General features: G+C 65.0%; 11 protein-coding genes. 5 read left to right on the top strand and 6 right to left on the bottom strand.

Annotated elements, in window-relative coordinates; translation table 11 throughout:
* Positions 1 to 37 precede the first annotated feature (37 nt).
* The gene (locus EH240_RS35860; protein ID WP_125007077.1) at positions 38 to 1,120 is read left to right on the top strand and encodes a hypothetical protein; all 1,083 of its coding nucleotides are present in this window, start codon (positions 38 to 40) and stop codon (positions 1,118 to 1,120) included.
* 9 nt (positions 1,121 to 1,129) lie between these two features.
* A complete protein-coding gene (locus EH240_RS38385; protein ID WP_167484313.1) occupies positions 1,130 to 1,267 on the top strand; it encodes a hypothetical protein in 138 nt (45 codons plus the stop codon).
* Between the two features lie 17 nt (positions 1,268 to 1,284).
* On the opposite strand, the gene EH240_RS35855 is transcribed toward EH240_RS38385, so the two are convergent.
* The 5 genes from EH240_RS35855 to EH240_RS35835 form a co-directional block, all read right to left on the bottom strand.
* A complete protein-coding gene (locus EH240_RS35855; protein WP_245436688.1) occupies positions 1,285 to 2,214 on the bottom strand; it encodes a cation diffusion facilitator family transporter in 930 nt (309 codons plus the stop codon).
* 32 nt (positions 2,215 to 2,246) lie between these two features.
* On the bottom strand, positions 2,247 to 4,436 hold the full coding sequence (locus tag EH240_RS35850) for an anthranilate synthase (protein WP_125007075.1): 2,190 nt from the start codon (positions 4,434 to 4,436) through the stop codon (positions 2,247 to 2,249).
* A gap of 236 nt (positions 4,437 to 4,672) precedes the next feature.
* Positions 4,673 to 5,728 (bottom strand): M14 family metallopeptidase, encoded by a 1,056-nt coding sequence (locus EH240_RS35845; RefSeq protein ID WP_125007074.1) that lies wholly within the window; start codon positions 5,726 to 5,728, stop codon positions 4,673 to 4,675.
* Between the two features lie 92 nt (positions 5,729 to 5,820).
* Positions 5,821 to 7,197, bottom strand: a complete 1,377-nt coding sequence (locus EH240_RS35840) for an FAD-containing oxidoreductase (protein WP_125007073.1) — start codon at positions 7,195 to 7,197, stop codon at positions 5,821 to 5,823.
* The gene (locus EH240_RS35835; RefSeq protein ID WP_125007072.1) at positions 7,194 to 7,655 is read right to left on the bottom strand and encodes a DUF4126 domain-containing protein; all 462 of its coding nucleotides are present in this window, start codon (positions 7,653 to 7,655) and stop codon (positions 7,194 to 7,196) included. The genes EH240_RS35840 and EH240_RS35835 overlap by 4 nt, the downstream gene beginning before the upstream one ends.
* A 132-nt stretch (positions 7,656 to 7,787) precedes the next feature.
* Between EH240_RS35835 and EH240_RS35830 the strand changes: the two genes are divergently transcribed.
* Positions 7,788 to 8,345 (top strand): sugar O-acetyltransferase, encoded by a 558-nt coding sequence (locus tag EH240_RS35830; protein WP_125007071.1) that lies wholly within the window; start codon positions 7,788 to 7,790, stop codon positions 8,343 to 8,345.
* Between the two features lie 19 nt (positions 8,346 to 8,364).
* On the opposite strand, the gene EH240_RS35825 is transcribed toward EH240_RS35830, so the two are convergent.
* Positions 8,365 to 9,357 carry a helix-turn-helix domain-containing protein gene (locus EH240_RS35825; RefSeq protein WP_125007070.1) on the bottom strand — a complete coding sequence of 331 codons (993 nt, stop codon included), beginning with the start codon at positions 9,355 to 9,357 and terminating at the stop codon, positions 8,365 to 8,367.
* A 128-nt stretch (positions 9,358 to 9,485) separates the two neighbouring features.
* On the opposite strand from EH240_RS35825, the gene EH240_RS35820 reads away from it, so the two are divergent.
* Both EH240_RS35820 and EH240_RS35815 read left to right on the top strand, forming a co-directional pair.
* Entirely contained in the window at positions 9,486 to 10,127 is a 642-nt protein-coding gene (locus tag EH240_RS35820) for a cysteine hydrolase family protein (protein WP_125007069.1), read from the top strand.
* A 397-nt stretch (positions 10,128 to 10,524) separates the two neighbouring features.
* Positions 10,525 to 11,847 carry a hypothetical protein gene (locus EH240_RS35815; RefSeq protein ID WP_125007068.1) on the top strand — a complete coding sequence of 441 codons (1,323 nt, stop codon included), beginning with the start codon at positions 10,525 to 10,527 and terminating at the stop codon, positions 11,845 to 11,847.
* The last annotated feature ends 142 nt before the right edge of the window (positions 11,848 to 11,989 follow it).

Genomic DNA, 11,989 nt, shown 5'->3' with positions numbered 1-11,989 from the left:
GCATAAATCACAGTCCTGTCGGGGCGAGGAGGGTGGCATGACGTCAAGGACGGTTGGAGGCGCGGCGCTCGGCGCGGCATTGTTCATTTCAGGCGCCGCACTTGCAGAGGACGCTCCCAAACTCACCGAACTCAGCCCTAATGGCGCCGACGCCTGCTTCGGCCGCGTCTATGACGCCGCCCATCTCAAGGCGCATCCGCACCAGAAGGTGGCGCGCATCTTCTTCTACTATGGCCACGACCCGGTGAGCCGGCCGAACGAGGAGCCGAGCGCGATGTCCGATGCTGCCTATAACGGCTTTCTCACCACCACGGCGCGCGGCGCCACGAAACCGGAGTGGGCGGCTGGCTGGTGCAACAAGGAGGATGCGAGCGACAAGGCGAGCGGCATGCGCTGCGGCATGGAATGCGACCGGACGCTCGCCTCGCTGAAGGTCGACGACAAGGGCCGGCTGATCCTCTCCAACGTGCAGCCTGACGTGTATCTCGATGCAGGCGCGGAGGAGGATCTCGGCGCGGCGGAGTACAACAAGCAGGCGCTGGGCAACGAAGACGACAATTTCCGTCTCGATCCGGTGCCGGCGGACACCTGCAAGGCGGAGTTCGCGCGCATCGATCCGATCGATCCGGCGCTAGGGGTCCCGCTGCGCGAGCGGCTGAAGCCCGACCAGCCCTTCTGCTACGGCCGCGACTACGATGACGCGCATCTAAAAACGCATCCTGGCCAGCTGACGCAGTCGATCCGCGTTTTCCGCGGCCCGATCGAGCTCGCCTCCTTCGCTGCTAGCGGCGACGCCGCCAACTGGCCCGCCGGCGCCGACATCGCCGTCTCGGTGACGACCAGGCAGAAGGGGGCCAAGGTCACGCAGACCTATTCCTGCCAGGGCGAGGCCGATCAATGGCGCTGCTCTGCGAGCTCGAAGATGAGCGACTTTGCCTGCGACATCTCGCAGAAGGAGATTTTCCTGAAGCGCGGCGCCGGCGGCACGATGATGCTGGCCAACCCCAACAGCGCGCTCGCTATCATTGACCTGTGCTCGAAGACAGCGGATGGCAAGACGAAGTCGGACGACAAGGTCTATAGGCTCAATCCGATGCCGCAGTCGGCCTGCACGCCGTGAGATCCGCCAATGCTTGACGAGCGTCTTTCACAGAACTGGGACTGGCTCGACCAAGTGGTCGGGACGCTTGACGACGGTTTTGTCGAGGCGGCGCTGGAAAGGCCTGCGGAACAGATGCGGCCCGCTCTCGACGACGTCTTCAACTGATCCAGGGATAAAACGCCTCAGGCGAAGGGCACCGCCGTCGTGCCTTTCGGCAGCTTGGCCTCGTCGTCCGGCTCGACATGGATGGTGACGCGCACCGAGGGGATCTCGGCCTTCAGCGCGTCCTCGATGCGGTCGCAGATGACATGGCTGGCGCCGACCGTCATGTCGGAATCGACGACCAGGTGGAACTCGATGAAGGTGGCGCGGCCGGCGATGCGCGTCTTCAGGTCATGCACCTCCAGCGCGCCCTTCGAATTGGCCGAAATGATGTCGCGGATCTGCATGTGCTCCTGGGTGTCGACGGCGCGGTCCATCAGCCCGCTCATCGACGAGCCGATGACATGCCAGCCCTGCCACAGGATGTTGAGCGCGACGATGACGGCGAGCGCCGGGTCGAGGATCTGCCAGCCGGTAAGCACCGCGCCGACAAGGCCGCCGAACACGCCGACGGACGTCACCACGTCGGTCATGATGTGCCTGCCGTCGGCGATTAAGGCAGGTGACCTCGCGTTCTGGCCGGCGCGGATCAGCGTCCAGGCCCAGATCGCGTTGATGACCGTAGCGACGCCGTTGACGCCAAGGCCCTTCCAGGGCTGCTCGAGCGGCGCGGGATGCTGCCAGGACTGCCAGACCTCGTTGAGGATCAGGAGTGCTGCGACAACGATCAGCACGCCTTCCAGAACGGCCGAGAAATACTCGGCCTTGTGATGGCCGAAGGGATGATCCTGGTCGGCGGGCTTGTAGCTGACCTGGATCGCCCAGAAGGCGGCGGCCGAAGCGATGACGTTGACGATCGATTCCGCCGCGTCCGAAAAGAGCGCGACGGAGCCGGTGATGTACCAGGCGGCGACCTTGAGGGCGAGCACGACGCCGGCGACGACGATCGACCAGAAGGCAAGGGTGGCGACCTTTTGCCTGGCCGCCGCCTTTGCTTGCGCCGTGCTCATCGTGGTCGCCGCATTCATCCCAGCGCGCCGCCTTAGGCGGCCTTCTCCTTGGCCTTGCGCGGCAGACGCGCAACGATGTTTTCGATGATGCGCATGCCGGCATTGTGGCCGAGCGTCATGATCGATTCCGGGTGGAACTGCACGGCGGCGATCGGCTCTTTGCGATGCTCAAAAGCCATGATGACGCCGTCCTCGGTCTCGGCCGTCACCACGAAACCGTCGGGCAGGCGCACCGGGTCGGCGAAGATCGAGTGATAGCGGCCAACGGTCACTTCCTTGGGAAGTCCCGAGAAGATGATGCCGGGCTTCGAGACGCGGATGCGCGATGGCTTGCCGTGCATCGGGATGTGCAGTTGCCGTAACTCGCCGCCATAGGCTTCGGCCAGCGCCTGCAGACCGAGGCAGACGCCGAAGATCGGCAAGTCGCGCTCGCGCGCTCGTCGGATGGTGGCGGCGCAGTCGAAATCCTTCGGCGTGCCCGGGCCGGGCGAGAGCACGACGAGATCGGGCTTCAGCCGTTCGAACACCTCTTCCGGCACAGGGCTGCGCACGGTGGAAACATTGGCCCCGGTCTGGCGGAAGTAGTTGGCCAGCGTGTGGACGAAGGAATCCTCATGGTCGACCAGCAGGATGTTGACGCCGTCGCCGACGCGCGCGGTGGCGCGCTCGGCGCCTGCGGCGTTGCCGGTCTTGGCGTCGCGGATGGCGGAGAGCATGGCAGATGCCTTCAGTTCGGTTTCGGCTTCTTCTTCCTCGGGAATGCTGTCGAAGAGCAGCGTGGCGCCGGCGCGCACTTCGGCGATGCCGTCCTTGATACGGATGGTGCGCAGCGTCAGCCCGGTGTTCATGTCGCCGTTGAAGTTGACCATGCCGATCGCGCCGCCATACCAGGCGCGCGGGCTCTTCTCGTTCTGCTCGATGAAGCGCATGGCCCAGAGCTTCGGCGCGCCGGTGACGGTCACCGCCCAGGCGTGCGACAGGAACGCGTCGAAGGCGTCCATGCCTTCGCGCAGCCGCCCCTCGATGTGGTCGACGGTGTGGATCAGGCGCGAATACATCTCGATCTGGCGGCGGCCGATGACGCGCACCGAGCCCGGCTCGCAGACGCGCGACTTGTCGTTGCGGTCGACGTCGGAGCACATGGTGAGCTCGGACTCGTCTTTCTTCGAGTTGAGCAGCTTGAGGATCTGCTCGGAGTCGGAAATGGCGTCGTCGCCGCGCTTGATCGTGCCGGAGATCGGGCAGGTCTCGACGCGCCGGCCGTTGACGCGCACGAACATCTCCGGCGAGGCGCCGATCAGATATTCGTTTTCGCCGAGATTGATGAAGAAGGAATAGGGGGACGGGTTGATCGATTTCAGCTTGCGGGAGATGTCGGAGGGCTGGGTCTCGCAGCGCTCGTAGAACATCTGGCCGGGCACGACCTCGAACAGGTCGCCGCGCTTGAAGCTCTCCATGGCGCGCCGCACCAGGTTCGCATATTCGCCGGGCTCGTGGTCGCCGCGCGGCGGGATGCGGTCGGCGGTCCTGAACGGCTCGGCGGCGGCGTCGCGCGGCAGACCTTCGGTGGAAAAGCCATCGCCGGAATAATCGTAGCGGTCGGTCCAGGCCTTGGTCGAATAGTGGTCGACGACCAGGATCTCGTCAGGCAGGAACAGCACGAGGTCGCGCTGGCTCTCTTTGCGCTCGAGCTTGTAGTCGACGGGGTCGAACTGGAAGGCGAGGTCGTAGCCGAAGGCGCCGTAAAGGCCGAGATTGGCGTCTTCTTCCGTCTTGAACAACGCGGTGATGGCGCGCAGCACCGTGAAGACGGACGGAACGCGGCTGCGCTCCTCCTCGGTGAAGACGCGGCCGGGCTTGGCGATATCGAGGCGGATCAGCTTTTTCGAGGTTTCGGCAACCGTCACCTCGCTCAGCGCGCCGAACGTCTTGCCGATCACCGGGAGCAGCGCTTCGCCACGGGCATTCAGCGCCTCGATGCGCATGGCGCGGCCACGCGCCGAGATCACCAGCGGCGGGTCGATGATGGCCGTGTCCCAGCGCGTGTAGCGTCCCGGATATTCATAGTTCGAAGAAAACACCGCGCCGCGGCGCGAATTCAGCCCGTCGACATAGGCATCGATCGCGCCTTCATAGGGCTGGTCATGGCGTTCTCGGGTGATCGTCACCCCGCCCTCGGTGACGAAGCGCTCGGCCCCGTTGTCCAGAACTTTAGTCGTCATTGCCGTCTCCATCAGCGTTTGGGCAACGGACCCGGGAATGGCTTGGAAAAACAAATGGCCGCCCGGACATTTCCGTTGCGGCCACCCTCATTTTCACGCACGCGCGTTCGAACCGGCCGCTGTCAGCGAGCCCACCACCAAACGGTCTTGTTCGAACGCATGTTCATGGCGACTCCCATAGCGGCGAATGGGCAGTCGCGCAACTGGATTTCAGCGCGGATGGCTAAACCCTTCCCTCAGTCCTCCAGCGTGCCGGAGCGCGCGTCGTCGCTCTTCTTGTCGCCGGCTAGCTTCAAAAGATCCTCGCCGGCGCGGACGATGCGGCGCGCACGGCGGGTCAGGATGAACCCCGACTGCGGCGCGAACACCTCGGTGCGGCCGTCGAGTTCGCCGGGCGCATGGACGATCGTCGCCAGCCTGTCGCCCTTGGCGACGCGATCGCCGGGCTTGACGTCGTAAAGGATCGCGCCGGCTCTGGGCGAGGGCATCATCTCGATGTTTTCCAGCGGCACGACGGCGCCGGTGAAGTTGCCTGCCTTCGGAACGGAAGGATCCTGGATGACGCCGCGCGTCACCAGCAAGCGGTAGAGGCCCGCGGCATCCGACGCGGCCAAAGCGCCGTCGACGTCCAGCATGCCGCGATATTCGACCGTGGTGGCGACGCGCCGGTCGAAGCGCGCGACGCTCGCAGGCACATTTTGGTAGGGCATGATCGAGGCGCCCTCGAAGGTGCCGCTATTGTCCTCGCTCCAGAGCAGGACCGCATCGACGCCCATGGCGGCCGCGCAGTCGGCCATATGCGGCCACAGGCTGGTGTGGATGTAGAGATAGGCAAGACCCTCGTCGTCGCAGTGGAGGTCGAGGACGATGTCGTTGCCGAGCGAAAGCTGGACCAGCCGGTTCTTCAGCCGGCGGTCGGCGCCGCCGAGGCTGACGTCCGGCAAAAGCTTGGCGTCTGGCGCAGCAAGCAGCGGAAAGGCGCGGTTGAAATTGGTGCGGGTGCCGAGATTGAAGCGGCCCTGATGCTCGCCGAAATGATACTGGGCGCGGCCGATCGGATTGGCCCAGGGCACGACGGTGATAGCGCCCCTGACGCGGCCTTCCGCTTCCGCCTTGGTAAGCATCGGCATCAGCGCGTCGATAGCGACGACGCCCGGCAATTCGCCGGCATGAAGAGCTGCTTGCAGGCAGGCGGTCGGAGCCGCCTTGTCCGTGCCCTCGAAGCGGAAGATCGGGAATTCGTAAGTGACGCCTTCGCTGTCGCCGGCGATGCGTTCGATCGTCTTTTGCATAGAGGGGGCCTCCAACGGAGAGGCCAGCCATGCATGTTTGCGGCAGGGCTGTCGAGTGGTCCAGCCGGGCCGGGCTGTCGGCGCAGAAGCTCCTAGGTCAGCGGTTTCAGCTCCTGGGCGATGGTCGGCAGAAGCTCGGAGACGTTGGGGTGGATGTGCATGGCGCGCGCCAGCGTCTTGATCGGCGCCTTGGCATACATCAGGTCAAGCACACAGTGGATCGCCTCGTCGCCGCCAGGCCCGAGCACCGAGCAGCCGAGGATTTCGCCGGTGTCGGCATCGGCCAGGATCTTCATGAAGCCTTGCGTCTCGCCCTTCTCGATGGCACGGCCGACGCGGGTCATCGGCCGCTGGCCGACAAGCGCGCGGCGACCGGATTTGCGCACGGCCGCCTCGGTCATGCCACAGCGGCCGAGCGGCGGATCGATGTAGAGCGCATAGGCCTCGATGCGGTCGCTCACCCTGCGCGGATCGTTGTCGAAGAGGTTGGCGGCGACGATCTCGTAGTCGTTGTAGGAGGTGTGGGTGAAGGCGCCCTTGGCGTTGCAGTCGCCCATCGCCCAGATGCCGGGCACATTCGTGCGCAATTGATCGTCGACGACGACGAAGCCACGCTGGTCGACCTCGACGCCGGCCTTGTCGAGGCCGAGATCGTCGGTGTTGGGCGTGCGCCCGAGCGCCAACAGCAGATGCGAGCCGACCGCCGGCGGCTTGCCGGCGGAGAAGGTGACGGCGATCTCGTTGCCTTGCCTGGCAAAGGCGATGTCGTCGGCGCGGACATGGACGGTGATGTCTTCGTTTTCGAGGATCGACTGGATGGCGGCCGAGACGTCCTCATCCTCGCGGCCGGTCAGCCGAGGGGCCTTCTCGATCACCGTGACCTCGGAGCCGAAGCGGCGGAACATCTGCGCGAATTCGAGCGAGATGTAGCTGCCGCCAACGACGATGAGATGGCCGGGCAGCACATCGAGATCCATCATCGATGAATTGGTGAGGTAGGGAACGTCGTTGACGCCGGGCAGGTCCGGCACGGAGGCGCGGCCGCCGGTGTTGAGGAAGATCTTCGGCGCGGTCAGCAGATCGTCGCCGACGCGCACGGTGTTGGCGGATTCGAAGCGGGCATGGCCGCGGTAGAGGGTGCAGCCCTTCATCCCGGCGATCCAGCTTTCCAAATTGCCGCGGGCGTCGTTTGTCACCTTGTCCTTGCGCGCCTTGATCCTTTGATAGTCGACCCCGACCGAACCGGAAAGCGAGACGCCATAATCGGCGGCGCGGCGGGCAAGATGCGCCGCATAGGCGCTCGCGACCATGGTCTTGGTCGGCATGCAGCCGGTGTTGACGCAGGTGCCGCCGACGAACTTGCGCTCGATCAGCGCCACGCTCATGCCGGCGGCATCCAACCGGCCGGCGAGAGGCGGGCCGGCCTGGCCGGCGCCGATGACGATGGCGTCGAAGCTCTTCGCTGTCATGCCACACCCGCCACGATCAGAAGGCCGCCGATGATTGCCACGGCGTCCTCGACGAAGGCGGCAGGTGGATCCTTGCCGAAGGCGGCCGCCAGTCTCGCACGCGCTTCTGCACCGCCCAGTGTGCCGATCACCGCGCCGATCGCGCCGGCGATTAGGCCGCCGATGGTGGCGCCGGCGGTCGTGCCGATCACGGCGCCGCATAAGGCGCCGACGATAATGCGCGTGCCGAACTGCTGCGGCACCTTGCGGCTCGGCGTCGACGGCAGTTGATCGGCAACGAGCTCGACGATCGCCAGGATAGTGAAGATGCCGACGGCGGCCCAGTGGCCCACGAAGCTTGCCCAGGTGCCGGTGACCGGCAACCAACCGAGATAAACGCCCCAGGCTACGGCGGCGGGCGCTGTCATGGCCCGCAGGCCCGCAATAACACCGATCAGCAGTGCGAGAATGTAAAGCATGATCGACCCCCTCGAAATCGGGACCTCGCACGGTCCCATAGTGGCAGGCTAGCATAGGCCGGGCTTTTGGCCACGGCTTTTCCCTCGGGGCGGGATTGTGCTTTGGCGGCGGACAGTATCGGAGGCACGGCCATGACGACAAGCGAGCGTGCGAAGATGGCGGCCGGCGAATGGTACACCTGCCTCGACAACGAACTGGAGGCATTGCGTGTCATGGCGCGCGATGCCGTGTTCGAGCACAACAGCCTGCCGCCCCGGCAGCGCGGCGACATCGGCCCGGCCTTGCGGGCGCTGCTCGGCGGCGTGGGCGAGGGCGCGCGCATCGAGGCGCAGTTCCACTGCGCTTACGGCTTCAACCTGTTCCTCGGCGACGGCGCCTTCCTCAACGCCGGTTGCACCATCCTCGATACCGCGCCGGTGCGCATCGGCAAGGCAACACTGCTTGGCCCCAACGTGCAGATCTATTGCGCCGAGCATCACCGCGAGGCCACCGAGCGGCTGGCCGGACTGGAAATCGCCAAACCGGTGACGATCGGCGACAACGCGTGGATCGGCGGCGGCGCGGTGATCCTCGCCGGTGTCAGCATCGGCGAAGGCGCCATCGTCGGCGCCGGAGCAGTGGTGACGCGCGACGTGCCCGCCAATGCGACCGTGGTCGGCAACCCGGCGCGGATGATCGGGAAGCGCTGAGGGGTCGAGGGCCGCCTCTCTAGAGCAATGTGGAGTATCGCGCCCGGTCCGGCGGCGCGCGCCTGGAGAATTCGCGCCGGTATTGCATCGGCGAGGTCTTGAGCCGCGCGGCGAAATGCTGGCGCAGCGAGGTGGCGCTGCCGAAGCCGGCCTCGAAGGCCACCATATCCATCGACTTGTCCGTCTGCTCCAGCAGCCGCTGCGCCAACGCCACGCGCTGGTCGGCCAGCCAGTCGCCGAAGCTGGTGCCGGTCGACTTCTGGAAGCGGCGGGTGAAGGTGCGGCGGGTCAGGCCGGCCGCCTCGGCGACGCTGTCGAGGCTGTGCGGCTCGCCAAGCGTCGCCCGCACCTTGTCGAGAGCCTGCGTGAACCGGTCGGCGGCCGGCGTCGGAGCGAGCGGGCGTTCGATGAACTGGGCCTGTCCGCCCTGCCGGTGCGGCGAGAGCACGACGTGGCGGGCGAGCCGAAGCGCTGCCTCGGCGCCGTGGCGAGCCCGCACGATGTGCAGGCAGCAGTCCAGCCCGGCGGCGACGCCGGCCGAGGTGACGATGTCGCCGTCGTCGACATAGAGGACATCCGGGTCGAGGACGATGTCGGGGTGAAGCGCCTGGAGCTGGTCGGTGTAAGCCCAATGCGTGGTCGCCTTGCGTCCCGCAAGCAGTCCGGCCGCGGCGATGGCGAAGGTGCCGAGGCACAGGCCCACGATCAGCGCGCCGCGCTCGTGCGCCCGTTGGAGCGCATCGTTGAGCGGCGCGGCCAGAGGAGCCTCGAGATCCTTCCAGCTTGGGATGATGACGATGTCGGCCTCGTCGAGCGCCGAAAGATCGTGCGGGACCGAAATGCTCAGACCGGCGTCGGTATGAATAGGCCCTTGTTCGGCCGCGCAGACGCGGAAGTCGAAGCGCGGCAGGCCGAGCTTCGTGCGGTCCGCGCCGAACACCAGGCACGGCACTGAAAGATGGAAGGGGCTGATGCCGTCGAAGGCGACGACGGCGATAGTCGGATTGCGCATGGCGGACACCATCGGGGTTGAAGCAAGAGTGTCCCAATTCTTTCGAACAATGTCAATCGGGCCACTTTCTGCGTGTGGATGTTCGGCCTAGCTTTGCGCCCATCAACCCCGGTCGAAAGGAAACCGCCATGTCAGCACCAGTCACCCAGCCGCGCCGCGCGCTCGTCGTCATCGATGTCCAGAACGACTATAACGGCGGCAACCTCGCCATCCAGCATCCACCCTTCGCCGACAGCGTCGCCAATGTGGCGCGCGCCATGGACGCCGCGGCCGCGGCCGGCATCAAGGTCGTGGTCGTCAGGCAGATGGCGCCCGAGACCTCGCCGATCTTCGCCACAGGCAGCCATGGCGGCGAGTTGCATCCCGAAATCGCCCGGCGTGCCCGCGACCATTACGTCGAGAAGACGCTGCCTTCCGCCTTCACCGGCACGGATCTCGAGGACTGGCTGCGCGCCAACGCCATCGATACGATCGCGGTCGTCGGCTACATGACGCACAATTGCGATCTGTCGACGATCATCCATGCTGTGCACATGGGTTTTGCGGTCGAATTCCTCTCCGATGCCAGCGGGGCGGTGCCCTACGCCAACAGCGCGGGCTATGCGTCCGCCGAGGACATCCATCGCGTCGTGAGCGTGGTGCTGCAGTCGCGCTTCGCTGCGGTGCTGAAGACCGCCGAATGGATCGACTGCCTGAAGACCGGCGCCCTGCCGGAACGCGATACCATCTACGCGTCGAACCAGCGGGCGCTGAAGCGGAATGCGGCGTAGACCGGACCCTCATGGAATATCAAAAGGCGCTGCAGCAATGCGGCGCCTTTTTTCCTGGCATGAAAAGTAGTCCAAGAAAGCGTGACCCACTTCACAGAAGTCATCCCGGCACTTCTAGAGAGTCATATTGCATCTGGAAAAGCGCGGTTGGCTGGGGGCTCAATTGAAAGCGCGCGTTGCACGAAGCTTGGTTGTTTTGGCCGTGGCCGCTGCTGCCGCGTTGTTGCCGTGGCCCGCCTTCGCGCAAGTTCCTCCACACGCTCCCGGGACCATCTGCTTCACCCAGTTCTTCTGGTGCTGGGCGCAGCCGCCCGGGCCGCCCGGATATCCGTGCGGATGCCCGTCACAATACGGTTTTGTACCGGGTTATTTGGGGTAGTCGTCCAAGAGGTCCGCCATGACGACGTCCAAGGATCCACTCGTTTCCGATCTGCTCGCGGACGCGAAGCTGGTCGCCAGCTACGGTCGCTACGGCGTGTTCAAGGACAGCGCCCTGTTCGCGGCCATCGGTGATGCCGAAAAGCTCGACGACGCCACCGCCAGCCAGCCAGCCGTGGTCAATCTTCAGACAGTGCTCAACGATTGCTCCGCCACCGTGCCGTTCTCCACTCTGGCCGCCTTGCGGGCGGGCTGGTTGCCCGGCGACATGTCGCGGCGGACCGCCATCGCGACTTATTTTCTGGTCGCCCTTTCCGTGACGATGATGATCATCATCGGCAAGCTGACCTATGTCTACAACCGGGGCGTTTCGATCAGCACCGAGCTGCAGGAGATCGACAACAACGATTTCAGCGTCCGCTTCGGACAATCGATCAGGCAGGTCTGGGCAACAAAGAAACAGCTAGGCTCGGCCACCGCCCGGCAGGCCTCCACGACCGACCTGACGCTGCTGAAAGACGCGTATTACAATTCCGTCGACAACCTGCATTCGCTCGATCAGCGTTTTTCCTCGCTGCTGGTGAGGGCGCAAGGGTTCATGACGCAGGAAGCGCCATTCCCGATCTGGGGCATGCAATGGGCCTATTGCAAGCTTTCCGCCTCGCCGACCAATCCGGGCGCACCGCCGGATTTCTCAAATCCCAGGCAGATGGCCATAAACCAGTTCTGCGGTCAGCAGATCGCGCTGGCCAAGCAAGACGGTGGTGCTCAGAGCACCGAGCCGCTCAAGCAGTCGGATTTCGACTGCAGCCAAGAAAAGGGCAGTGACAAAGATCAGGGAGCTACGGAAGTCGTCAATGCCATCAGCACAGCAGGCCAGGCTGACGACGTGAGCGCCGATTTCGATGAGGCGACGCGCAGCCTGCAATGCGCAGGCATCATCACCATCACGCCGAGCTCGATTTCGACGCTGACATTGCAGGCCAAGACGCTTAGCGAGGTTCTGAGTCCCTATGCGCTGTGGATCCTGCCCGCGCTCTACGGCGCGCTCGGCGGGATCATGTTCCACATGCGCATGATCCTCAACCCGCTGTTGCCCAATCCGCCGCTGGCGCGGCTCATCCATCGCATCGCGCTTGGCGCGCTGGCCGGCATGATCCTCGCCTGGTTCATGGCGCCGGGTACCAAGCTCGGCGGCGAAGTCACCGGGATAGGCTTCAGCCTGTTCACCTTCGCCTTCCTGTTCGGTTTCAGCCTGGACATCTTCTTCACCATCCTCGACCAGTTCGTCAGCATGTCGGTCGCCGGCATAAAGAAATTCGGCTCCCTGACGGTGGCTTGAGAAATCCGGACAAACAAAAAGGGCGCCGCGGCAGCGCGGCGCCCTTGGTCATTCTCAGCACGAAGGATGTTAGAACAACCCTTCGATCTGACCCTGCTCGTTGAGGAAGATCTTTTCCGAGGACGGCGCCTTGGGCAGGCCC

The organism is Mesorhizobium tamadayense (assembly GCF_003863365.1).
Lineage (GTDB): Bacteria > Pseudomonadota > Alphaproteobacteria > Rhizobiales > Rhizobiaceae > Mesorhizobium > Mesorhizobium tamadayense.
This window is presented reverse-complemented; position numbering and strand designations above follow the sequence as displayed.